The sequence below is a fragment of the Amphritea atlantica genome, assembly GCF_900111095.1.
In the GTDB taxonomy this organism is placed as follows: Bacteria; Pseudomonadota; Gammaproteobacteria; order Pseudomonadales; family Balneatricaceae; genus Amphritea; species Amphritea atlantica.
Map to the genome: position 1 here is coordinate 229,831 of NZ_FOGB01000001.1, position 25,400 is coordinate 255,230.

Consider the following 25,400-nt stretch of genomic DNA (forward strand, 5'->3'; position numbering starts at 1 on the left):
TGAATCCAGTTAAAATGCTTTATATTCAAGGTTTAGGGATATGCCTGCTGCCACAGGCTGTACTGATCGTGGACAAGGATGCTGTCTGCTCTCCCGGCTATCTCTGGCTGCGGTGAGGTTTTTACTCATAGTCTTCCTGCCACTGGGGCTTCTGTAATCTGGCGCAGTCATTGTTGTCCTCTCCTCCCTGTATTGTATGGGGCAGGGAGCTGTTGCGCCTGGATGACAGATGATATGTCAGACGGCAGGTTGTAATCGCCTGAACCGATAATTGATAAATGTGAGAAACAGAATAACGCTGGATAACGGTTTTGAATGTTATCCGTTTTGATTAGCAAGGACGAACACGACTAACAGGGAGACGTAACATGTCTGATTTATCGCTCTATCCATCCAGTCCAGGTAATATACCTGAAGATCTGACCCGCGCAACCGCCAGCTATAAACGCCAGGCCTGGTTAGCCATGGTTGGGCTCACGGTCTTTATGCTGTTTTATCTGGCGTTAGCCGCATGTTTTGGCTGGATTGCCTATAGCAACATTGTAAAAATTCAGGCAGGTCATTCGGATCTGTTTAATCTGCTGTTTGCCGGCATCGCATCTCTGCTGAGCCTGTTCATGATCAAGTCTTTATTCTCAGTGCGAAAGTCTGACCGTATTGATGGTATAGAGGTCACCGCCCAGGAAGAGCCGAAACTTTTCGACTTTTTGCATACCCTCGCCGATGAGATAGGGGCCCCGAGACCTCACCGGGTTTTTATCACGCCGGATGTCAATGCCGCTGTGTTCTATGATCTGTCACTGATCAATATGATCTTCCCTTCGAAGAAGAATCTGATTATCGGTTTAGGTCTGGTCAACGTGCTCAATCTGGGTGAGCTTAAGGCGGTGCTGGCGCATGAGTTTGGTCACTTTGCGCAAGGCTCGATGATGGTGGGCCGCTGGGTATATATCGCGCAGCAAATTATCGCCCATATGGTGTCTACCCGTGACTGGCTTGACTCTGTCGTACGGTTTATCTCACGTATTGATCTGCGTATCGCCTGGGTAGGCTGGATCCTGGGGTTAGTGATATGGTCGATCCGTTCACTGATGGATACCTTGTTCCGGCTGGTGATTATTGCTGAACGGGCATTGAGCCGGGAGATGGAGTTTAACGCTGATCTGGTCGCCGTCTCAGTCACCGGCAGTGATGCCCTGGTCAATGCTTTACATAAGTTGCAGTCCGCCGATAATGCCTGGCAGACAACTCTTGGTGTTGCCAATGTTGAGGCTGGTAAAGGCAAGTTTATCAGCGATCTGTTCAGTGCCCAGAAAAAAGCGGTGAGTGTTATTGGTGAGGTGCTCAATGACGCGAGCTATGGCGTAGTGCCACAGCCGGATGGCGATGATGTCAGTCAACACCGGGTGTTTTCTGAGGATATGGCCCGGCCACCGCAAATGTGGTCGACACACCCGGCGAACAGGGATCGTGAAGACAACGCAAAGCATATCTATATCGCTGCGAATATTGATCGGCGATCTTCCTGGCAGGTCTTTTCTGATCCGGCCGGGCTGCGTCAGAAAGTTAGCCTGAATTTTTATAATGCAGAGAAAATTGCGGAAATGGAGCCGATTGCTGCTGAAGATGCCGTTGTTGACCGCTTTAGCAAGCGTTCCTTTGCATCCAAATATAGGGGTACCTACCTGAGTCGTAGCCCGGTGCGTCATTTCGCTAGTATCGATGAGATGCTGCATGCAGCTGATTTGAAGGGCTCTGCAGCTGAGTCAATTGCATCACTCTACCCTGAATCGCTGGCACAGCAGCTGGACCTGGCGAGGAGTCTGGATCTGGAAAGTTATACCCTGAAAGGGCTAGCGTCCGGACAACTTAAACCCTCCGGCGGCGTTATCCGTCATCGGGGTAATGAGCTGAAGAAAAACGATATTCCCGTTGCGCTGCAGCAGGTTCATGCCGAGCGGGCAGCGGTAGCGGAACATTTAAAGGTACATGATGCCCGCTGTCGTGCTGCTCATCTGCAGGGTGCCAGAGAGTGTGGACAGGGGTGGGAAAACTATTTGCAGTCCCTGATTCGATTGCTTCATTGTAGCGAACACCTGCATGCCAACATTGAAAATGAGATCGCACTCCTGGTTAACACCTGGGAAGTGATCACCGCCGATGGCAAAGTGGGTCATTTTGAGAAGCGGCGTATACTTAAAGTGTGCAACGCTGTACAGAATGAGATGCGGCAAATCTCCGCTGTTGCGGCAAAAATTGTGCTGCCAGAGCCAATCGTGGAAGCAACGGGCTTTGAAAACTGGTCAGAGCGATTTCCTGAGTTTGATATCGCCGACGTTAACAAAAAGAACTGGGTCGAATGGTGTGAAGCGGCTTCGACACTGATGAACAATCTGCTGTATACCTTCAGTGAAATCAAGTCTGCGACACTTGAAGAGTTGGTTGCAAGTGAAGAGAAAATTGCTCAGCATCTGTTGCAAAACAAGGCTCTTGAGGTCGCGCCGCATGCCGGCAGTTGTCCGGCTGAATACCCGGTTTTACTGCCGGGTGACGAGCATGAGTTGCAACAGAAACTCGATCTATGGAACCGCTTTCAACTGGCTCATGGAATGGTTCCCTCGACACTGCGTTTTATTATCGCTTTCGCCATCGTAGCGGGCACGCTTTATAGTGGTTTTTTTGGGTTGTAACTCTCCATCAAAAAGGAGCCAGAAGATAATAAGGGGGAGCGTCATCATCAGTAAGATGATGCCCCTCTTTGACCCGTATACTGTTTGGAGTCTCTGTTTTACCTGTTTCGTGATTGCCAGTATCTTGTTTGAGAAGTGCGTCTGTATTTTCAGTTGAAGCGCTATCTACTGACGTGGTGGAGCCTTCCGGAGCATGTTTATAGCGGGTTTAGCATCGATAGCCCCTTACTTTCCTTTCTCAGTTGGGAGGTCGATTACAGAACAAAATCACCACCCATCGTCGCTTTTAGTAGTGTGTAAGTCGTTTCCAGCCCCGTTTCATTTTTCTGAATAACTACACTGGCTTTAATGATGAAAAGGTCTGATGTGGATCTTTTTGCCTGCAGGCCTGTGGGTTCACCGGGTGCTGCTAAACTCTGATTCAGAAGGATACCAACAATGAATGCAGCTGATCTGCACAATGATGCCATCGTTATTGATGGTCTGATCTGCGCCAAATGGGAGCGCGCCCTGTTTGAAGATATGGCGAAAGGTGGCCTGACTGCCGCTAACTGCACCGTGGCTTTCTGGGAGAACTTTGAAGGAACGGTTCGTAATATCGTTGAGATGAATGAACTGATCGAAGAGAGCAGTGATCTGCTGGTCAAAGTGCGCACCACGGAAGATATCAGACGCGCCAAGCGTGAAGGTAAGACTGGCGTCATGATGGGTTTCCAGAATGCCAATCCGTTTGAAGATCAGATCGGCTACGTTAAGGTCTTTAAAGACCTGGGCGTGGGCATTGTGCAGATGTGTTACAACACTCAGAACCTGGTGGGTACCGGTTGCTACGAGCGCGATGGCGGTTTATCGGGTTTTGGTCGTGAGATTGTTGCTGAGATGAATAAGCATGGTCTGCTATGTGATCTGTCTCACGTTGGCCCGAACACCGCGAAAGAGGTGATTGATGAGTCTAAGCAGCGTGTTTGTTACTCCCACTGTCTGCCATCCGGTTTGAAAGAGCATCCGCGTAACCGTAGCGACGAAGAGCTGAAATATATCGCCGATAAAGGCGGCTTTGTTGGCGTTACTATGTTTACGCCATTCCTCAAAGCGGGGGTGAATGCCACTATCGAAGACTACGTCGAAGCGATCCGTTACATCTATAACATCGTTGGTGAAGATGCCATCGGCATCGGTACCGATTTCACTCAGGGTCATGGCCATGACTTCTTTGAGTACCTTACACACGACAAAGGCTATGCCCGTCGTCTGACCCGTTTTGGCGAGATCATCAATCCAAAGGGTATTCGTACAGTGGGTGAGTTCCCGAATCTGACCGAAGCGCTGCTGAAGGATGGTTTCTCTGAAACCCAGGTGCGCAAGATTATGGGTGAGAACTGGATGACATTGTTGAAGGATGTCTGGGGTTCTTAAAGCTACTACGCTTTACAAAGTAAATATAATTTTTAGTACAAAACATAAAGAATTTTGAGGTAGAGACGATGGGTGTACATGCGCCAGAAATGCCAATTGAAGTAGATGATGAAACCGGAGTATGGACAACTGACGCGCTGCCGATGCTGTATGTTCCGCGCCATTTCTTTGTCAATAACCACATGGGGATTGAAGAGGAGATTGGAGCAGAGCGTTATGCCGATATTCTCTACAAGGCAGGTTATAAATCTGCTCATTACTGGTGTGAAAAGGAAGCTGCTGAGCATGGGATCTCCGGGAAAGATGTCTGGGATCACTATATGAAGCGTCTGTCTCAGCGCGGCTGGGGTTTCTTCATTACTGAAGAGCTGGATATCGAAGCGGGCACTGCTAAGGTACGGCTGGAAAATTCAGCTTTTGTTTACCAGTACGGCAAAGTTAACCGCAAAGTTGATTACATGTTTACCGGCTGGTTTGCGGGTGCCCTGGATCAGATAGCTGAGAGCCTTGGCTATTCGGTACGGACCAAAGCGGTCCAGACACAGTGTGCTGCAGAGGACGGCTGTGACGTCGGTTACTTTGAAGTAACTCCACTGTAAAAAGTTAAATAATAAATTTAATACCGGCAGAGATGGTTGCTAAAAGGATAAGAGCTTTAAGCAGCCACTCCCACTTAAAATATATCGGGGTGAGATATCATGTCCCAGTTTGATGTTCTGTTTGAGCCACTAAAGATTAACAATCTGACAATTCGTAACCGTGTTGTCAGTACCGCTCACGCCGAGGTGTATGCCACCGATGGCGGTATGACTACTGATCGCTATGTAAAATACTATGAGGAAAAAGCCAAGGGTGGCTGTGGCCTCTGTATTTGTGGTGGTTCCAGTGTAGTTTCCATCGACAGTCCACAAAGCTGGTGGAGTTCTGTAAATCTGTCCACCGACCGGATTATTCCACACTTCCAGAATCTGGCCGATGCGGTGCATAAGCACGGCGGCAAGATCATGATTCAGATCACCCATATGGGACGTCGCTCCCGCTGGGATGGTGAAAACTGGCCGAACCTGATGTCTCCGTCCGGTATTCGTGAGCCTGTGCATCGTGCCACCTGTAAAGTGATTGAAGAGGAAGAGATCTGGCGCGTTATCGGTGATTTCGCTCAGGCTGCACGTCGGGCGAAAGAGGGTGGTCTGGACGGCGTTGAACTGTCTGCAGTACACCAACACCTGATTGATCAGTTCTGGTCTCCCCGGGTGAATAAGCGCACCGATAAGTGGGGCGGAACCTTCGAAAACCGTATGCGTTTCGGTATGGAAGTACTGAAAGCAGTCCGTGCTGAAGTAGGGCGTGACTTTGTTGTCGGTATGCGGATTACCGGTGATGAGTTCCACCCGGACGGTTTGAATCATGACGATATGAAGCAGATCGCCGCTTACTATGATGCCACCGGCGAGCTGGATTTCTTCGGCGTAGTTGGTTCCGGTTGTGATACTCACAACACTCTGGCAAACGTTATCCCGAATATGAGTTATCCACCGGAGCCATTCCTGCATCTGGCGGCGGGTATTAAAGAGGTTGTTTCTGTTCCGGTTATTCATGCTCAGAACATCAAGGACCCGAATCAGGCTAAGCGTATTATTGAAGCCGGCTATGTCGATTTTGTCGGCATGACCCGGGCACATATTGCTGATCCGCATATTATTGCCAAAATTAAAAATGATCAGGTGGATCAGATCCGTCAGTGCGTTGGCGCGAACTACTGTATCGATCGTCAGTATCAGGGTCTGGACGTGCTTTGTATCCAGAATGCCGCGACCTCCCGCGAGTATATGGGACTGCCGCATATTATCGAGAAAACCACCGGTCAGGTGCGTAAAGTCGTAGTTATTGGTGGTGGCCCTGGTGGTCTGGAAGCGGCACGTGTGGCAGCTGAACGCGGCCATAATGTTGTGCTGGTTGAAAAAGCTGACGAGCTGGGTGGTCAGATTACCCTGGCAGCGAAAGCGCCACAGCGTGATCAGATTGCTGGTATTACCCGTTGGCTGGTCATGGAGCTGGAGCGTCTGGGTGTTGATATTCGTCTGGGCACTGAAGCTAACGAGGAGTTAGTGCGCGAGCTGAAGCCTGATGTTTGTGTGATCGCTACCGGCGGACGTCCGTTTATCGATCAGAACCCTGAATGGGGTGCTGAAGAGGGTCTGGTGGTTTCTAGCTGGGATATCCTCAGCGGTAAGGTTGAGCCGGGTAAAAACGTGCTGATCTATGACACCATCTGTGAATTCTCAGGGTTATCAGCAGCGGATTATCTGGCAGCGAAAGGCTCGCTGGTTGAGATCGTCACCGACGATATCAAGCCCGGTGTGGGGATCGGCGGCACAACCTTCCCAACCTATTACCGCTCTCTGTATGAGAAAGAGGTGATTATGACCTCTGACTTCCTGCTGGAAAAAGTCTATCGCGAAGGTGACAGTCTGGTAGCAGTGCTGGAAAACGAGTACACCGGTCAGCGTGAAGAGCGGGTAGTGGATCAGGTGGTTGTTGAAAACGGCACCCGTCCTAATGAGGAGCTGTATTACGCACTGAAAGCTGAGTCACGTAACAACGGTCAGATCGACAACGAGGCGTTGTTTGATATCAAACCGCAGCCAGTCCTGAGTGAGTCTGGTGATGGCATGATTCTGTGGCGTCTGGGTGACTGTGTATCTCAGCGTAATGTACATGCGGCTATGTACGACGCGTTGCGTCTCTGCAAGGACCTGTAACGCGACTGCGCTTGGCAGGGGAGTGTAAATGTTGCCGGGGAGTATCGCTGTTTCGCTCCTCCGGCAGCAGTTACGGGCGCTCTTCGGGCTAATCGAGGCGTATTGTTTTCGCCTGGCCCTGGCTGCTCCCTGCATGCGCTTATAACGTGTTTGGTCAGTGCAACACCTGAGAAATATTAAGCACGGTGATACCGGGCTGGTAAGAATAACAGGGCTGACGTAACAGCCCGATAGCTGTTTTTTGTTGGGGTACCCTATGAGTTTTGAGTGGTTACATCCTTTACTGATTGCGACAGCGTTGGTGCTGGCGGTGATCGGTGCTGTGCGCCGGGTGAATCTGTGGCGTGCCGGTAAACCGGATCGGATCAATCTGATCGCGGGTCTCATGGCGATGCCCGGACGTTATCTGCATGACCTGCATGATATCGTCGAGCGCGACAAATATATGTCCAAAACCCACGCTGCGACTGGCGGTGGTTTTGTGCTCTCCGCATTATTAATCATCCTGGTTCATCTGCTGGGCTTCGACAACCAGATTCTGGCCTGGGCGCTGCTGGCAGCACTGGCTCTGATGTTTGTCGGCGCGCTGTTTGTATTTAAGCGTCGCCTACATCCCCCCAGCCGGATCTCAAAAGGTCCGTGGATGCGTTTGCCCAAAAGTTTGCTGGCGTTTGCTGGCGCATTCTTTGTGCTGACACTGCCGGCTGCCGGTGTACTGCCTGACGGTAGTGGCGGCGTGCTGTTGACCGTGATACTGACTGCGCTGATTATCTGGGGTATGGGTGAGCTGTTCTTCGGGATGACCTGGGGTGGTCCGATGAAGCACGCCTTTGCTGGCGCGCTGCATCTGGCGTTCCATCGCCGTCAGGAGCGCTTTGGTGGCGGTCGTTCGACCGGCCTGAAGCCGGTTGATCTGACTCTGGCTAAAGAGATTGGTGGTGTGCTGGGCGTGGCGAAGCCAACCGACTTTAAATGGAACCAGCTGCTGGGATTTGATGCCTGCGTTCAGTGTGGTAAGTGTGAAGCGATGTGCCCTGCATTTGCGGCCGGTCAGCCTCTGAATCCAAAGAAACTGATTCAGGATATGGTGGTGGGTCTTGCCGGCGGAACGGATGCTAACTATGCCGGTAGCCCTTACCCGGGTAAAGAGGTCGGTAATGCCAAGGGCGGTCCTGATCATATTATTACCGATGGCCTGATCGATCCTGAAACCCTCTGGTCCTGTACCACCTGTCGTGCCTGCGTCGAAGAGTGTCCGATGATGATCGAGCATGTGGACGCCATCGTCGATATGCGCCGCTACCTGACTATGGAAAGAGGTAAAACGCCTAACAAGGGTGCAGAGGTACTGGATAACATTATCGCCACCGATAATCCTAACGGTTATGCGCCGGCCAGTCGTACTAACTGGGCTGCGGATCAGAACCTGCCGTTGATGCGCGATGTGAAACAAGCCGAGGTATTGTTCTGGGTTTCTGATGGTGCGTTTGATATGCGTAGCCAGCGCATCCTGCGCGCTTTCGTCAAACTGCTGAAAGCGGCTAATGTTGACTTTGCGGTATTGGGTGATGAAGAGCTGGACAGTGGTGATGTTGCCCGTCGTCTGGGTGATGATGCCACTTTCCAGAGTCTGGCGAAGCGTAATCTTGAGGTATTGTCACAGTATACATTCAGTAAGATCGTTACCACCGATCCCCATGCGTATCACTGTCTGCGAAATGAATACAGTGACTTTGGTTCAGATGCCCTGGATGGAGTGGAGGTGCTGCACCATACAACCTTCCTGAATCAGCTGGTTCAACTGGGCCGTCTGAAACTGAATAACTTTAGTGGCGCAAAAGTAACCTATCACGACCCGTGCTACCTGGGACGTTATAATGGTGAATATGAAGCGCCCCGTGAGCTGTTGCGCTCCATGGGTATCGAGATCGCTGAGATGGAACGTTCCGGCTTCCGTTCCCGCTGCTGCGGTGGCGGAGGGGGGGCTCCGATTACCGATATTCCGGGCGAACGCCGTATCGCGGATATGCGGATGGAAGATGCCAGCAGCACCGGTGCTGAGCTGGTAGCTGTTGGCTGCCAGCAGTGTACTGCGATGCTCGAGGGTGTTGTTGAGCCCCGCCCTGAGGTGAAAGATATTGCCGAGATTCTGATGGATCAGCTTGTCGATCCATCGGCTGAAAATTCACGTCAGGATCGACTGGCTGAGGAGGTGCACTGATGAGCGCTCATAATTCACAGGATCTGTTGCGCCGGGATCCCCGTGCTGAGTGGATCGCCCGTAACCGTTTACACCCTCTGCATGGCTCTGTTGTCAGTGCTGATATGGGTGAGGTGCGCGGGCCGACAGGGTTGCTGCGTAAAAACCCCCATAAGGTTGGCTTTATTGGTCCCAATGGTATTAAGCGTATCGATCGCTTAAAAGGCAATGCAGCGGGTGCCGGAAAAGGCCGCCGCAGCAGTGCTGCACAGGATATTCAGCTGCCGTTGCACCAGGTGGAAAACCCCGACTTCTATGTTGTGGTGGTACCGGATATGGTGGGTGGTCGTCTGACCGCTCACGATAAAGATGTCATTGGTCAGGCGCATAAACTGATTACCGGAGCTGAAGGTAACGGCGCGGTGCTGGCCGTTTGCTTTGGTCAGAGTAAAGAGGAACATTTTGACACGGCCGGTGTTGACCGCCTGTTGCTGCTGGAGGATGAGTGCTATGAAGGCTACCGTCCCGAACAGCGGTTGGCAGCGCTGGTGCAGGTCGAGTCTGCTTATAAGCCACAATTCTGGTTATTTCCCGACAGTGTCAATGGTGGTTCTGATCTGGGCTCCCGTCTGGCAGCGCGTATTGGCGAGCGTCCGGCGGTACAAGCCTGGCTGGTCGATAGTGACTCCACAGTTTGTCGGGGTGCGGGAGGGACTACGGATATCACCCGCAGTACACCGCGTCTGTTGATGCTGGCAGAGGAGTGTGCCGATCCGATCGATGAAACCCGTCACGAAGCACTACCGGTGGAACTGGATTCGGTGCCTGCTGTAATTGCTCAGCTGCAGGATCGGGGACAGGTAGCCGTTGATCCGAATGCGATCTCGCTGGCTGAGGCAGAGTTTATTCTCTCTGCGGGTAACGGTATCCATAACTGGGATCAGTTCCACTCAGCGGCTGCTGTGCTGGGTGCCACCGAGGGTGCCAGCCGGGTCGCGGTGGATGATGGCTTTATGCCGCGCTTCCGTCAGGTTGGTGCCACGGGTACCTGGGTGACTGCCCGGGTTTATCTGGCGGTGGGGATCTCCGGTGCGATTCAGCATATGCAGGGGATTGGGCAGTGTGACAAGGTGATCGCGATCAATACTGATGCGGGCTGCGATATGGTTAAGCGTGCCGCGCTCAGTGTGATTGGTGATAGTGAAGCAATACTGGGTGAACTGATAAAGCTGGCAGAAGATTTCCGTGCCCAGCAATCTGCCGGAGGTGATCGCGATGCAGCCTAATCAATTCAACGTCGATGCGGCGAATAAACTGAAAATAGTATCGCTGGTGTCGGTGGGGAAACATCCTCAGTCTGGCCGTATGCGTCGGGCAGATCAGGACAGTCGCGCTGTCGAGCTGGGCCTTAAACTGACCGGTGATAACCACTCAGGCGAAAGTCTGGTGGTACTGCACGCAGGTGATCCCGGCGAGCCGAACCTGAGAAGCTATGCGGGGATGGGGCTAAAATCGGTACGGGTATTACAGCTTGATCCGGCCGCCGATGCCATTTTGCCGCTAGGGCAGCATCTGCAACAGTGCGGTGCCGATATTGTACTGACCGGTGTACGCGCCGAGAGTGGTGAGTCCTCCGGAATGGTACCCTATCAACTGGCGGAAAAACTCGGCTGGCCGATAGTGCCACGGGTGGCGGATATCGTTTCTGTGAAAGGTGGTGTGGCTGAGGTATTACAGGCATTGCCACGGGGTCAGAGACGTTCTGTAATGGTCAAGCTACCCTTCATCGCCAGTGTTGATTCTGCTGCCCCTGAGGCCAGGCAGAGCGCCTTCGGCCCCGCCAGTCGCGCACTGATGGATATCGAAGTGGTCAGCGCTTCCGTTGATGACGTACGTCAGGCCTGGGAAGAGGCGGCGGCCCGTAAACGGCCTAAGCGTCTGAAAGTTGTCAAAGCTAAAACGGCTGCAGAGCGCTTTAAGGCGGCGACTGCAAAATCCCAGGGTGATGGTGGTAAAGTGATGAAGAATGAGTCTGCAGCTGAGCAGGCGCAGGCGATCTTTGATCTGCTCAAAGAGGAGGGGGTTCTTCGCTAAGGTTTGGCGGATCGGGTCAGAATCCTGTTTTATTTAAAATAGCGACAGTTGGTAATAATGCTATGAATTGTCGTTAATTGTAAATAAAGTGCCGTTTACTGTGGGTATCATGTGATTTTTGTTCTGTACTATTGATCCTGCTTCTTGCACTTAGTTTCTATCAGAAACAGCCTGACCCGAAAACTGAATCTCTAATCCGATTCACCAGGCAATTGTTGACCACTCCGAAGGTTCACGGCTTCGGAGTGGTTTTTTTTTGCCCTGGTCCGATTTGGGTCCGTTAGCGGTTTGCCCTCTGTTTTGTTAGACTAACTCCGATGTTGCTGCAGATAGGATTTAATCTGGCATGGAGTCTGGGACTCCGGGCTTTTAATGTTTGTTTCATGCCGGATTATATATGTCCTAAACCAGCCATTATGGTCTGCCTTTTATATCTGCTTTGTTGTTTTTCTCCTCTTTTCTGCGTTAAAAGCTATCTGTCGAGAACGGTCATTTTGTGATTCTTTGTGTCGTTATAAGTCAGCTGTTGACTAGCCTTTGGTCGTAGAATCGAAGCGACCTGTTTAATAATTAACCGGAAGTCGTTGCTGGCTACAGCAGTTAAGAGTTGATGCAGGAACTGTCAGAAAAGTTGCAGATCATATCGCCATAGGCTCTGGCGATTCTTGGGGGTCTGCGTGCAGGCTTGATAGATATATAAAAAGAAACTGGAGTAGTTCTATGAATGAAGAAGTTCACTTCCGCCCTAAGTCTGAGGAATATACCTCGGACTATAAAGCTGGGCAGGATAATATTCAGGTGTTGGGGATGGATATCCATAACCCTGTTTTTACCACCAGTGCAGTGGCCATTCTGGCTTTTATCACACTGACTCTGATCTTCCCGGCAGACGCAAAAGCGATACTTGAGGGCGCGCGAACCTGGTCGATTGAAACTTTCGACTGGCTGTTTATGATTGGCGGCAACGTTTTTGTGTTGTTCTGTCTGCTGATGATTGTTCTGCCGGTGGGTAAGGTTCGCCTGGGTGGAGCTGCAGCCAAACCGGAGTTTAGCCGCATGTCGTGGTTCTCAATGCTGTTTGCTGCGGGTATGGGTATTGGTCTGATGTTCTGGAGTGTGGCAGAGCCGGTGGCTTATTACACCGACTGGTGGGGAACACCTCTGAACGCGGAAGCCAAAACCCCTGCCGGTGAAGCTGCAGCGATGGGCGCCACCATGTTTCACTGGGGACTACACCCATGGGCCATTTATGGTGTCGTAGCGCTGGCGCTGGGATTCTTTACTTACAATAAAGGTCTGCCACTGACAATTCGTTCTGCTTTTTATCCACTACTGGGTGAGCGGGTATGGGGCCCAATCGGTCATGTTATTGATATTGTTGCAGTGTTGGCAACTATCTTCGGTCTGGCAACGTCCCTCGGTTTGGGGGCTTCTCAGGCTTCAGCAGGGCTGAACTTCCTGTTCGGTGTGGATAATACGATCTCTACCCAGATTGCGGTTATTGTCGTCGTGACATCAATCGCGATTTTCTCCGTTGTCCGCGGACTTGATGGTGGTGTAAAGATACTCAGTAATATCAATATGGGGCTTGCTGCACTGCTGCTTCTGTTTGTGATCGTTGCTGGTTCGCTGTCAGGCTTTTTCAGTAACCTGTGGCTGACCGTCAGCAGTTATACAACTGAAATTCTGCCGCTGAGTAACTGGATTGGCCGTGAAGATGAGAAATTCTACAGCGGCTGGACAGTGTTCTACTGGGCCTGGTGGGTATCCTGGTCTCCTTTTGTCGGTATGTTTATTGCGCGGGTGTCAAAAGGTCGCACAGTGCGTGAGTTTATGATCGCAGTCCTGCTGATTCCTACAGTGGTTTCAGCGGTCTGGATGGCGGCATTTGGTGCTCAGGCGCTGGATCAGGTTCAGAGTGGTACAGGTGCACTGGCAAATGGTCTGGGTGATGTGTCGCTGGCGATGTTCCAGATGCTGGAAAACTTACCAATGGCTCAGATTACTTCCGCTCTGGCAATTCTTCTGGTGCTGGTTTTCTTTGTCACTTCATCCGATTCCGGTTCGCTGGTAATTGATTCAATTACCGCAGGTGGTAAGGTTGATGCACCGGTGCCACAGCGTATCTTCTGGGCGGTATTGGAAGGGCTGATTGCGGGTGTTCTGCTGTATGGTGGTGGATCCGAAGCACTTAAAGCATTACAGGCTGGCGCGATAACCACCGGCTTGCCATTTACTGTTATCCTGTTGTTGATGTGTATCAGTATCTACAAGGGATTGAAGACAGAGGTATAAGCCAGTCTGAGATTCATCGTTTAGGAAAAAGCTGGCCTGGTGCCAGCTTTTTTTGTTTAATTCAGACTGTTTAGCTTTCTCTGTTTAAATGCGGCGTAAGTGTGATTCAGGAAAAATAGTGCGAGAACGTCAATATGATGATTACTGACCTGATTGATCAGGATGATTTCTATGAGTATCTGAAAGGCGCAGGTGTGCCGCTTGAGCAAGGGCTTTCTCCATGGGAGTGTAGTAAGGCTGCATTGCACTGGTTGTCCACTCAGGATGAGCTGGGACGTGCTCAGTTCGCTGAGTCTGTTGCTCTGTTGCAGAAACAGATACCGGTGATGTTGCCCGAGGTGCAGGATGCTTTAGCTGTGTTGGCCGATGCTTTATAGGCGATTGCTGGCTGGTCTGAAAATGGCTGATCTGAAAACGATAGTGTATCAAGCCGATAAGCTATTTATCGGCTTTTTTGTGCCCTGCTGACCTGGTGTCGCAAAAGCGGTTGGTGGCTGTGTCGTTTACGGTAATGGTTTACGTTAATGAGAGCGATGGCGGTCAGCAGACTGGATGTGTTTAACCGGTTTTCAGGGGGCGGATATTGAAAGTAAGTAGCTGCTGCCAGAGTGATGTTGAGGTAAGTGGCAGCAAAGACTGTCGTAAAAAATCGAGCTGTATACAAATAAAAAAGGCTGATGTTATGACACATCAGCCTTTTTTGCGTATATGAGAGACGCTTATTTTGCCTTCAGGTTCTTCTGTACGGTGTCGCTGTACCATTCCAGAAAGTTAACAATACCGAACTCAAAAGTTTCTGAGTAAGGGCCTGGCTGATAGCCGACAGAGTTAATACCGCGCTGGTTTTCTTCACCCAGAATACGATCCTGATCGTTGGTGGCATCCCAGACCTGACGCAGGCGCTCTGGATCGTAATCCACACCTTCAACTGCATCTTTGTGAACAAACCATTTGGTTGTTACGATAGATTCCTGTGCAGAGATTGGCAGCACCCGGAAGACGATAAAATGGTCAGACTGCATGTGGTTCCAGGAGTTAGGCAGGTGCAGGATGCGCATTGAGCCCAGCTGTGGATTCTTAATCCGCCCCAGCATTTTCTTACAGCCGGTTTCTCCATCAATCGTCATGACCTTGGTGCCCTTTTTCAGTGGCATACGGACGATACGGTTGCGCAGGCCTGGACCGAAACTGCGATGCTCGTGAGGGATGCCTTCGGCATCCCACTGTGCGGCCTGGTCTTTACAGTAATCTTTAAATTCCTGAGATGCGCGTGGATCGTTGGTGTCGTCCCACTCTAGCAGCGTGTTCAGCAGTTCTGGATGGTTACCAACGCAGTGGTAGCACTCACGGTTATTTTCGATAACCAGTTTCCAGTTAGCCTGCTCATACATGTTGGATTCCACCGCCAGTTTGGTGTTTTCAACATCGTAGGGCTCCATATATTCATCCAGTGTGCTAAGGAACTGGTCAAAGTCGCCTTCAGGTTCCTCTTTACCCAGGCAGACAAAGATAAATCCACCGGCGGTTTTGCAGAACGCTTTTTTCAGGCCGTGTTCTTTCAGTTCAAAGCTTTCACCCATCTCGGTGCCCGCGAACAGCAGGTTGCCCTTCAGGTCATAGGTCCACTGATGGTATGGGCAAACCAGATTCGCCACTTTACCGCGATGTTCAGTGCACACACGTGAACCACGATGACGGCAGGTGTTATGAAAAGCATTGACACTGCCATCCGCATCGCGCACTACCAGCACTGGGTTTTGTGCGATCTCAACCGTGAAATAATCGCCCTTAGCCGGAATCTCACTGGTCATACCCACAAACAGCCACTCTTTCTGGAATACTTCCTCAACATCGATCCGGAACATCAGTGGATCGTTATACAGTGGTTGAGGCAGGGAGTAATTCGCCGGACGGGCCTCAAGCATTGTCGCCATTTCCTGGCGCGCATCATGGATAGTCGCGCAGGTGGTGTTTAATAGATCATTTTGGTTCATCAGTTCGATCTTCCTTCAATGCACTGCTGTGCTGTTTATTATAGTCGATCAGGAATAACCCCGATCTGAATAGTGATATAGAACGAGCTAATCCTCCTCCAAGGTGTATTTACAGGATTGACCATTAACGACAGGAATAAGTACATAAATCGACCTGTAATGCCCATATCTATTGGGATGGTCGCAATAAGCAAATAAATGTCGTTTGTAGTTAATATTTCAAAACCTGCTGGGCAGACAATGCACTCATTGAGTATGATTGATGGGCTGAAGTTTGTATAACCCGATGTTGGGACAAGCTTTCAGCCTGATGACTGAACCGATTTATAGCTGTGCACAGATGAGAGATACGCTATGACAAATACCATCCCTGCCACCGTTGGCTCCGATAGCTTCATCCCGGTCAATACCCAGACCTGGGTCAATGGTCGTCACAATGTCCGTTGTGTCAAAGTGATCCATGAAACCTGGGATGTGTGTACCTTCTGTTTTATGTCTGAACAGCCGGTGATGTACTTTTTTAAACCAGGACAATTTGTCACCCTTGAGTTAGAGATCGAAGGGCAGATGGTGATGCGCTCCTACACTATCTCCAGCTCACCATCGGTGCCTTATAGTTTCTCCATTACGGTGAAAAAAGACCCTAATGGACAGGTCTCAAGCTGGTTGCATGAGAACCTCAAAGAGGGCGATGAACTGGCGGTGCATGGTCCGGTAGGGCTGTTCAACTGTATCGATTTCCCCGCCAGAAAAGTGTTGCTGTTATCCGGTGGTGTCGGCATCACTCCCATGATGTCGATGGCGCGCTGGTGGTTTGATACCAATGCCGATGTTGATATTGCTTTTGTTCACAGTGCCCGCACGCCTAAAGATATTATCTTTCAGCGAGAGCTGGATCATATGGCATCACGAGTCAGTAATTTCGGCCTGCATCTGATCTGTGAAAAGATTGAAAATGGTCAGGCCTGGCACGGTTATCGTGGTTACCTGGATCAGGCCAAGCTGGAACTGATCGCGCCAGATTTTCTTGAGCGTGAAGTGTTCTGCTGTGGTCCGACGCCTTATATGAATGCCATTAAAAAGCTGCTTCAGGATAACGGCTTTGATATGAGCCATTATCATGAAGAGTCATTTGGTGCGACTCCGGTAGAGATTGAAGAGGAAGCCTTTGAAAATGCCGAGATCGCTCAGGAAGAAGCGGAGGCGCTGACGCAGGAGGATATGATACGGGTTGAGTTTGCCAGTAAAGGGATGAGTATTCATATCGCTCCTGGTGATACCCTGCATACTGCCGCGGCTAAACTCGATCTGCTGATTCCAAAAGCCTGTGGTATGGGGATCTGCGGTACCTGTAAAGTGCTGGTTAAAGAGGGGGAAACCGTCATGGAGCATAACGGCGGTATAACCGACGACGATGTGGCTAATGGATATGTGCTTTCCTGCTGCACCACAGCAACAACAGATGTTGTGATCGATTTTTGACGGCTGTTCAGGAAACATTAAAAAATCGCCTGCGGGCGATTTTTTTCGCTTAAAGCAGTCGCTTTGAGTACAGTCAGTTGTTAACTCAATATTAGCCGGACGATACGATGCAGGCAGAACAGATAGAGATTGCAGGTTTTCTGAAACAGTACCCGCCCTTCAATGCGTTGCCTGAACCGGTGATCGATGAGATCGCCTGTCAGGTTGAGATCAGCTATTTTAGGGCTGATAGCGATGTGTTTCAGTTTGGCGATGAGATCCATGATCTGTGTGTTATCCGCAGCGGTGCGGTTGAGATCTATCGTCGCAATGGGGATCTGTATAACCGATTGAGTGAGGGAGAGCTGTTTGGCCAGCTGAGTCTGCTGATGAGTCAGCGAGTCAGATTGCCCGCCCGAACGATAGAGGACTCGCTGATCTACTTTATCCCCGAAACGCTGTTCAGCTCTCTGTGTGAACGGTTTGACTCATTTGCCTATTTTGTTGAGATGGACGATAACCGTTTGCGCCAGGCGGTATCCAGCAAACAGGAAAGCAGTGATCTGATGGTGTCTAAAGTGACCGCACTGATCAGCCGGACGCCGGTCTGGTTAGATACCTCTACCACGATTCGCCAGGCAGCACAGAAGATGACCGAGGAGGGGGTATCTTCGCTGCTGATTATGCAGCCGCAGCGGGGGGATGATGGATCGGCAGAGTACACATTGGCGGGTATTATCACTGATCGTGATCTGCGCACCCGGGTGGTCGCTACCGGTCTTGATCTGGAATCCCCGGTGACCCAGGTGATGACCCAGGATCCGGTTACTCTGGATGATGATGCTTATGCCTTTGAAGCGATGCTGACCATGCTGCGCTATAACCTTCATCATCTGCCGGTGCTACATGATGATAAGCCTGTTGGGGTGCTGGCAACCTCTGATATTGTTCGTTATGAGTCGCAAAGCAGTCTCTATATGGTCAGTAATATCATGCGTCAACCCAGCGTTGAGGAACTGGCCAAGTTACAGCCACAGATCAGCGCGTGTTTTGTGCGTATGGTCAGTGAAGATGCTAACTCCCATATGATTGGCAGTGCGATGTCGGTGATAGGCAGAACGTTTAAGCAACGCTTGCTGGAGCTGGCAGAGGAGAAGCTGGGACCACCCCCTTTGCCATACTGTTTCCTGGCGCTGGGCTCAATGGCCCGGGACGAGCAACTGGTGGTGACTGATCAGGATAATGCCCTGATTCTTGATAATGGCTATCGGCCGGAAATTCATGGTGAGTATTTCAAACAGCTGGCGACCTTTGTCAGTGATGGTCTGAATAGATGCGGTTATACCTATTGCACCGGAAAGATTATGGCGACCAATCCTGAATGGCGCAAAACCCGGCAGCAGTGGGAATCGACGTTTGCTGACTGGATGGATAATCCGTTGCCGGAAGCATTGCTCAACTGTTCAATATTTTTTGATCTTGATGGCGTCTGGGGGAAAACTGAGTGGGCCTCGCAGCTGAATACCTTTATCTCTCTACGGGCTCAGCGGTCACCAAAGTTTCTTGCCAGTCTGGCGCGTAACGCCCTGAACAGGACACCGCCGTTAGGGTTCTTTAAGAATTTTGTTATGGAGCAGGATGGTCAGCACCGTAACTCTATTAACCTTAAACGCCGGGGTACCGCCCCGCTTGCCGACCTGATCCGGGTACATGCACTGGCAGTTGGTTCCAGAGTACAAAACTCTTTCGAGCGGCTGGATGATGTGGTGGATGCTGATATTCTGCCACCAGGCAAAGCTGCCGACCTGAGAGATGCGCTGGAGTTCATTTCGATGGTCAGGATTCGTCATCAGGCGGCTGATATTGAGGCCGGACGGGAACCTTCCAATAACGTAAAACCAGAGAAGCTGACCGACTTTGATCGTCGTAATCTGAAAGAGGCATTTCAGGTGCTCAGTAATAGTCAGCGATTCCTGAAATTCCGCTACCCATTTTCTGGCAGATAGAGAGTGACTATTGTGACCAATAAAAGTGCTCGTATCCCCCCCGGCGTCAGGGAAGGTGGCCACTCCAAGATCACTGCGGAGGAGGGGGAGAACTGGGCCGCAGTTTATCGGGACAGGGTGGATACTGTCGATGATGAGCGACTTCGCTGGTTTTATCAGCAGGGAGTTGTTGCTGCCGAAACGCCGCTGGATCAGGTCTCTTTCGTGGCGCTGGATTTTGAAACCACAGGGCTGAGTGCTGAGCAGGATGAGATCATCAGCATCGGTCTGGTTCCTTTTGATCTGAACCGCATCCGTCTGCGCGAGAGTCGTTACTGGTTATTAAAGCCCAATCAGGGATTAACAGAAACATCTGTTCCTTTTCATGGTATTACCCATTCGCAGCTGGATGATGCCCCCGACCTTATTCATATTCTGGAACAGGTGCTGGCTGCCGTTGCCGGTAAAATTGTTGTCGTGCATTACCGTTATATTGAGCGGGAGTTTTTTTACACAGCGGTGAAAAAGCGGTTGGGGGAGGGGATCCTCTTTCCAATGGTCGATACTATGGAGCTGGAAGCGCAGCTCTATCGGCGCGGTATCTGCAGCCAGATTAAACGTCTGTTAGGGGCAAAACAGGAGTCGATCCGCCTGGGGGACAGTCGACTACGGTATAGCTTGCCACATTATGGACAGCACCATGCGCTGACTGATGCCATTGCCACCGCAGAGTTATTACAGGCGCAGATTCAGCACCGTTATAGTCCCTCTGTACCGATCAGTGATCTCTGGATCTGACGGATGGCAACAGGCAAAAAAAACCACCGGTGTGTCCGGTGGTTTTTTTTTGCTATAACCGCTGAGATCTTAAGCGGCTACTGAACCGTGGGGGTCGATAACGAATTTCTTCGCTGCACCACCATCAAAATCAGCATAGCCATCCGGCGCCTGATCCAGGGAGATCATCTGTACGTTGACCGCTTTAGCGATATCAACTTTGTCAAACAGAATAGCCTGCATCAGTGCACGGTGGTATTTCATAACCGGGCACTGGCCGGTGTGGAAGGAGTGGGACTTCGCCCAGCCCAGGCCAAAGCGCATACTCAGAGCGCCATGTTTAGCCGCGTCATCGATAGCGCCCGGATCTTCTGTGACATACAGACCTGGAATACCGATAGCACCGCCGGCACGGGTCATCTGCATGGCAGAGTTGAGTACCGTCGCCGGAGCTTCTTTGCCGTGGTTGCAACCACAGGCATGGGCTTCAAAGCCAACGCAATCGACGAATGCATCGACTTCACGCTCACCCAGAATCGCTTCCAGCTTATCGGCCATCTCGCCTTCCTGACGCAGATCGAGAGTTTCACAACCAAAGCTGCGCGCCTGCTCCAGGCGATCCTCAATCATGTCGCCAACGATGACGCAGGCTGCCCCTAACAGCTGGGCGGATACTGCCGCTGCCAGACCCACAGGACCTGCGCCAGCAATATATACAGTTGAACCAGGGCCAACGCCAGCCGTCACACAACCGTGGAAGCCGGTTGGGAAGATGTCAGACAGGAGTGTCAGGTCACGGATCTTCTCCATCGCCTGATCGGAATCGGGGAATTTCAGCAGGTTGAAGTCAGCATAAGGCACCATGACATACTCTGCTTGTCCTCCTACCCAGCCACCCATATCGACGTAACCGTAAGCGGCACCCGGGCGGGCGGGGTTGACGTTGAGGCAGATTCCGGTGTTACCCTCTTTACAGTTGCGGCAGCGGCCGCACGCGATATTGAAAGGCACTGACACGATATCACCCGGTTTAAGGAATTCGACATCATTACCGCACTCGATAATCTGACCGGTGATTTCGTGGCCCAGTACCAGACCGGCCTGCGCGGTGGTCCGTCCACGCACCATATGCTGGTCGGAACCACAGATATTGGTGGTCAGCACCCGCAGGATGACACCGTGATTGCACTTACGTTTACCCAGAGAGAGTTCTGGGAAGGCGATTGACTCAACTGCGACTTCACCCGGGCCTTTATAGACAACACCACGGTTGGCATGGTTGCTACACATGGTAATACTCCTGTTATTTTTGTATTGGTACACCTGAAATAGATGTATTGGATACAATAACGCAATAATTACAATATTAGATATTAAATAATTAAATTTTGGATCCAATATTGTGTTTCTACTCCTCTGCCGTCATTAAGGCTGGCAGATGTCAGGACATCATAGGCGCTGATTGCAGGCTTCGACTGCCTGCCACCGCGCAGGAATTGATCAGAACCGACATGTGAAACAGAAAAATCTCAGTGAAACGCAGTTTTTGACGGTGAAACTGTGTGTTGACAGCTCTTATGTACATTGATGTTGATCAATTAATGCGTTGGCTGATGTCGCTCAGGGGTATGTGAAACTGAAGTCAGGTCGTTTTCAGGTATTCTTGGTTTGATCTAAATCAAATAATATTGATCGAGTCGTTCAGCAAGAAGATAAAACATACAGTAAAAAGCTGAGTAAAAAAACGACAAAAGGGGCAGGCGAAATCACAGTTCTGTGAGTTCTTCGGCCATTCTTAATTGTCCTGGAAAATAAGAAAACTAACGTGAGTAGCATCGGTGCGACGTTGCTAGGCTCTTTGCATCTTCTATTACGCGTTAAATAAGGGGGCACGACTATGACTACGTCCACAGCTTTGGAACCGATCAAGGATTACCAAAAAGTTACCCGTGTGGGTTTCTTATTGCTGAATAACTTCACTATGATCGCGCTGGCGTCAGCCATCGAGCCTCTGCGGATGGCAAACCAGCTTTCCGGTCATGAGCTTTATAGCTGGCATATGGTGTCCGAAAGCGGCGGACAGGTGAGCGCCAGTGATGGCTTGAGTTTCACACCCGATTTTTCCATCGCGGATATGCCTGAGCTCGATCTGCTGATCGTTTGTGGAGGCGTTGATATCACCCGCAGTTTTACCCACAAGCAGGTTAGCTGGTTACAGTTAATGGGGCGTCGAGGAGTGACACTGGGTGGCATCTGTACCGGTGCTTATCTGCTTGCCCATGCAGGCTTGCTGGATGGTTATGACTGCAGCACTCACTGGGAGTGCATGGCCTCCCTGCAGGAGCACTATCCAAAGGTAAACTGTAATAACCGTTTGTTCACCATAGACAGAAACCGTATGACCTCATCCGGCGGCGTTTCTCCGATGGATATGTTCCTGCATATGGTGACTCTGCAGCATGGTCCGAAACTGTCGATGGCAGTGTCGGACATGTTTATCTGCGACCGTATTCGCAGTGAGTTCGACCAGCAGCGTGTCCCCCTGCGTCAGTTACATAATTGCGGCGACAGCAAGCCGAAACTGGTGGATGTCATTGAGCTGATGGAGAACAACCTGGAGGAGCCGATAGGGCTGGATGAGCTGGCAGCGTTCGTTGATGTATCGCGGCGCCAGCTGGAACGGATGTTTCTTAAATATCTCAACTGCTCGCCGTCCCGTTATTATCTGAAACTGCGGCTGGACCGGGCGAGACAGTTGTTAAAACAGTCCAGTATGGCGATTGTAGAGATCTCCACCGCATGTGGGTTTGTCTCGACCCCCCATTTCAGCCGTTGCTATCGCAAACATATCGGCATCTCCCCGAGAGATGAACGAAAAGGGGTGACTCCGGTTTCTCAGCAGCAGAGCGGTGTCGAGGTCGAAGAGCCAATTGAAGAGAGCGGTTTCTTCGCCAGTATGAAGCGGTCTGTTGCGGTGTTACATTCGGCGCAGGCTGAGCCCAGTTTTGGTTCTGTAGCTATCTGAAATAGTCTTGCTGCAGCCAGATGGGGGTTCTCTGAATCCTATCTGGCTGCGTCTAACTCTACCCCTATACCTTACCGTATGTTTTAGCAGTGGCTGTGCGTCTGAGGCTGATTGCTGAATATTTGCATCTTCAGAAGTGGGTTGCTATACCATCCTTTTAACCGGTCACCCGTGACAGGTGATGATCCTGGTCATCTGACTCCCGAGCGGTGGATATTCTGATACTTACAGAAGGACACGGGGAATATGAAGCACACTCGACACAACACCGCCCCGGCAGATGGCGACGCCCGTAAATCGATCCGGCCGGTTATCTGTTATCCGGTCGATACGTTACCCAAGCCTGAAATGCACCTTTATACAGCCGCGCGTAAAACTATGAAACTGGTTGATACGGTAATTGTAGCCCCCCGTGAAGCCAGCGTTTTCCGGGTTCCGGCAGGTCATTTCTTCCGTATTGTCAGTGTTGAGGGCGCGCAGGTTGGCGATCTGAATCTCTGGTCAGAGGGCGATCTGAATGAACGCTTTTACAGCGGCAAAACCCGGGCGCTGCATGGCACCCATCTGAGTACCGGCGACCGGATGTGGAGCAGTTTTCCTCATTTGCGGCCGATGGCGACCATTACCTGGGATACGCTCGACTGGTATGGTTTTGATTCAGATGGCGGGTCGGTTCACGATGTTATCGGCACCCGTTGCGACCCTTATACCCATCATCTGCTGAGTGGTCAGGATTACCACCACTGCTGTCACTCGAATCTGACCCGGGCACTGGCCGCTGAAACCGGGCTGTCACTGCAGCAGGCTGAAACTCATGTGCACGATGTTCTGAATGTATTTATGTGCACCGGTTTTACCCGGGATAGTCATCAATACTTTATGAAGGCCAGTCCGGTCAGGCCAGGGGACTATCTGGAGTTTTTCGCCGAGATCGATCTGTTGGGGGCGTTGTCAGCCTGTCCGGGGGGAGATTGCAGTGCTGAACATTCCAGCGATACAGCGGCCTGCTATCCGCTGCATGTTGAGATTTATAAACCGGATCAGACCCTCCTTGAAGGGTGGTGTTCTCCGGAACCATCAGGTTACTCCGGTAGCCATGGAGAAAGACCCGGTTGTTAAGCGTCACGGCGCCTGCAGCCGCATAATGATCGATTAGCATCTCATCTGAGTATTATCCACGAAAGCTGTTTTCAGAATGTTGTTTACAAAGGGGCTGCATGGCTCCTTTTTTGTGCTTCGTTTTTCCCGCTTTAAATATTTCAGATCCTGTCCTTATCAGCATTGCTTCACTTGACCTTTATCATTGCCATTATGGCGTTTTTTTGCTGCAGCTTTTATCGACTATTTCAGAAGCGACGCTTAGCCTATCTGTTTGCGAAGTGGCTAAAAAATCGGTTTAAGGTAATCAAATCGCCATAAATTAAATGCGTGAATTATTATCCTGTCTTTATTTTGTATTCCATCTGTATCATCTGTATATATTGAAAAATTCAGATGTATTTTTCTGTATTGGATGTAATTGACCGATGATATTTATTGCTGGTATCTATGTGTTCCCGGGAAAAACAGAGCGGATTCTGCTGCAGTGATGCAGTGGTTATTTCAACTATAAGAACAGCGGTGAGTAGAAGAGATGAGCAAGATTGATACCCCGAAATGTAAGTCTGTATTTAGTAAGAAAGGCTTATTTTCATTTATGGCCGGTCTGGTGACTGCCGGAACCCTGATGGCGGGTTCGGCACAGGCAGTTACTCTGAAGATGGCTACTGACTCCGGCGCTAAGGGTTCGCCTGCCGGTGACACTCTGGATCGCTGGGCTGAACTGATTGAGAAAAATTCAGGTGGTGATATCGATGTAAAGGTGTTCTATCAGAACGAACTGGGCAGTCAGAATGAGGTATTCGATCTGCATGTGGCAGGTGATGTTGATCTCATGCTCAACTGGCCAATGACCTCCTATGATAAACGAATTGGCGTTATCTATACCCCTTACATGACTCTCTCCTGGGATGAGGCCCTCAAAGCCTATAGTCCGGGTGGCTGGGTCAACAATATGCTCGGAGGCATCTATTCCGATATCGGCCTGAAGTTCTTTGGTCCCTGGCCTGAAGGCTTTAACGGTGTTGCGACCCGGGGCAAATATGCCACGAATATTGCCGAAGCCGAAGGGCTTAAAGTTCGCACCATGACAGTATTTCCTGCGCCTCAGACAATGCAGGCGCTGGGTTATCAGACAGCTGCAATCGACTGGGGTGAAGTATATACCTCCCTGCAGACAGGTGTCGTAGATGGTGAAGCGGGTAACGTAATCTACTGGGACTATGAGTACTTCCGTGATCTGCTGGACTACTACGTACGCTCCAAGCACTTCTTCATGACCGGTGTTCTGAGTATGAATCAGGATTCGTTTGAAGGGCTGACTGAAGCTGAGCAAAAAGTAGTTGCTGATGCCGCAAATGAAGTGATGATGGCCCAGTTCAAAGCCGCTAAAGAGCAGGATCAGCACTATGTTGCTGAAGCTGAAAAAGCGGGTATGAAATACTTTGAGCTGTCTGACGAGCAGATTAAAGAGTTCGCCCGGGCTGCCCGTGAAAAAGTATGGCCGCTGATGGATCAGGAGATTGGCTCTGAAATTATGGACACCATTCGGAAAAACGCAACGCCGTTGTAACGTTTAGAGTCGCCGACGGCGGAGCAGAGA

General features: G+C 50.7%; 17 protein-coding genes. 15 read left to right on the forward strand and 2 right to left on the reverse strand.

The features are described 5' to 3' along the window. Positions 1-368: 368 nt before the first annotated feature. The 9 genes from BMY09_RS01025 (at position 369) to BMY09_RS01065 (ending at position 13,834) form a co-directional block, all read left to right on the forward strand. Positions 369-2,690, forward strand: coding sequence for a M48 family metallopeptidase (locus BMY09_RS01025; protein WP_091352765.1), 2,322 nt, complete (start codon positions 369-371; stop codon positions 2,688-2,690). Positions 2,691-3,128: 438 nt separating this feature from the next. Continuing rightward, positions 3,129-4,106: a dipeptidase gene (locus BMY09_RS01030; RefSeq protein WP_091352768.1), complete on the forward strand. Its 978-nt coding sequence runs from the start codon at positions 3,129-3,131 to the stop codon at positions 4,104-4,106. Between the two features lie 68 nt (positions 4,107-4,174). Beyond that, positions 4,175-4,705 (forward strand): 4-vinyl reductase, encoded by a 531-nt coding sequence (locus BMY09_RS01035; RefSeq protein ID WP_091352772.1) that lies wholly within the window; start codon positions 4,175-4,177, stop codon positions 4,703-4,705. Positions 4,706-4,804: 99 nt separating this feature from the next. Continuing rightward, positions 4,805-6,868, forward strand: a complete 2,064-nt coding sequence (gene dgcA, locus BMY09_RS01040) for a dimethylglycine demethylation protein DgcA (RefSeq protein ID WP_091352775.1) — start codon at positions 4,805-4,807, stop codon at positions 6,866-6,868. Between the two features lie 256 nt (positions 6,869-7,124). Continuing rightward, positions 7,125-9,089 (forward strand): (Fe-S)-binding protein, encoded by a 1,965-nt coding sequence (locus tag BMY09_RS01045; RefSeq protein ID WP_091352779.1) that lies wholly within the window; start codon positions 7,125-7,127, stop codon positions 9,087-9,089. Further along, positions 9,089-10,354, forward strand: coding sequence for an electron transfer flavoprotein subunit alpha (gene etfA, locus BMY09_RS01050; RefSeq protein ID WP_091352781.1), 1,266 nt, complete (start codon positions 9,089-9,091; stop codon positions 10,352-10,354). Before BMY09_RS01045 ends, etfA begins: the two co-directional genes overlap by 1 nt. Beyond that, positions 10,344-11,162: an electron transfer flavoprotein subunit beta gene (gene etfB / locus BMY09_RS01055; protein WP_091353858.1), complete on the forward strand. Its 819-nt coding sequence runs from the start codon at positions 10,344-10,346 to the stop codon at positions 11,160-11,162. The genes etfA and etfB overlap by 11 nt, the downstream gene beginning before the upstream one ends. 720 nt (positions 11,163-11,882) lie before the next feature. Beyond that, the gene (locus tag BMY09_RS01060) at positions 11,883-13,457 is read left to right on the forward strand and encodes a BCCT family transporter (protein ID WP_091352784.1); all 1,575 of its coding nucleotides are present in this window, start codon (positions 11,883-11,885) and stop codon (positions 13,455-13,457) included. A 134-nt stretch (positions 13,458-13,591) separates the two neighbouring features. Further along, positions 13,592-13,834: a hypothetical protein gene (locus BMY09_RS01065; RefSeq protein ID WP_091352786.1), complete on the forward strand. Its 243-nt coding sequence runs from the start codon at positions 13,592-13,594 to the stop codon at positions 13,832-13,834. A 342-nt stretch (positions 13,835-14,176) separates the two neighbouring features. Here BMY09_RS01065 and BMY09_RS01070 read toward each other — a convergent pair whose 3' ends face one another. Continuing rightward, positions 14,177-15,451 carry an aromatic ring-hydroxylating oxygenase subunit alpha gene (locus BMY09_RS01070; protein ID WP_091352788.1) on the reverse strand — a complete coding sequence of 425 codons (1,275 nt, stop codon included), beginning with the start codon at positions 15,449-15,451 and terminating at the stop codon, positions 14,177-14,179. A 354-nt stretch (positions 15,452-15,805) separates the two neighbouring features. Between BMY09_RS01070 and BMY09_RS01075 the strand changes: the two genes are divergently transcribed. The 3 genes from BMY09_RS01075 (at position 15,806) to BMY09_RS01085 (ending at position 19,695) form a co-directional block, all read left to right on the forward strand. Then, complete coding sequence (locus tag BMY09_RS01075) at positions 15,806-16,933, forward strand: FAD-binding oxidoreductase (RefSeq protein ID WP_091352790.1); 1,128 nt, start codon at positions 15,806-15,808, stop codon at positions 16,931-16,933. A 107-nt stretch (positions 16,934-17,040) separates the two neighbouring features. Next, positions 17,041-18,918 (forward strand): putative nucleotidyltransferase substrate binding domain-containing protein, encoded by a 1,878-nt coding sequence (locus BMY09_RS01080; RefSeq protein ID WP_091352792.1) that lies wholly within the window; start codon positions 17,041-17,043, stop codon positions 18,916-18,918. A gap of 12 nt (positions 18,919-18,930) precedes the next feature. Beyond that, positions 18,931-19,695: a 3'-5' exonuclease gene (locus tag BMY09_RS01085; RefSeq protein ID WP_245756474.1), complete on the forward strand. Its 765-nt coding sequence runs from the start codon at positions 18,931-18,933 to the stop codon at positions 19,693-19,695. 69 nt (positions 19,696-19,764) lie between these two features. Here BMY09_RS01085 and fdhA read toward each other — a convergent pair whose 3' ends face one another. Further along, complete coding sequence (gene fdhA / locus BMY09_RS01090) at positions 19,765-20,964, reverse strand: formaldehyde dehydrogenase, glutathione-independent (RefSeq protein WP_091352794.1); 1,200 nt, start codon at positions 20,962-20,964, stop codon at positions 19,765-19,767. Between the two features lie 607 nt (positions 20,965-21,571). On the opposite strand from fdhA, the gene gbdR reads away from it, so the two are divergent. The 3 genes from gbdR to dctP all read left to right on the forward strand — a co-directional run bounded on the left by gbdR (position 21,572) and on the right by dctP (position 25,370). Then, the gene (gene gbdR / locus BMY09_RS01095; protein ID WP_091352796.1) at positions 21,572-22,699 is read left to right on the forward strand and encodes a choline metabolism transcriptional regulator GbdR; all 1,128 of its coding nucleotides are present in this window, start codon (positions 21,572-21,574) and stop codon (positions 22,697-22,699) included. Between the two features lie 246 nt (positions 22,700-22,945). Then, entirely contained in the window at positions 22,946-23,818 is an 873-nt protein-coding gene (locus BMY09_RS01100) for an urea carboxylase-associated family protein (protein WP_091352798.1), read from the forward strand. Between the two features lie 514 nt (positions 23,819-24,332). After that, complete coding sequence (gene dctP, locus BMY09_RS01105) at positions 24,333-25,370, forward strand: TRAP transporter substrate-binding protein DctP (protein WP_245756475.1); 1,038 nt, start codon at positions 24,333-24,335, stop codon at positions 25,368-25,370. Positions 25,371-25,400 lie beyond the last annotated feature (30 nt).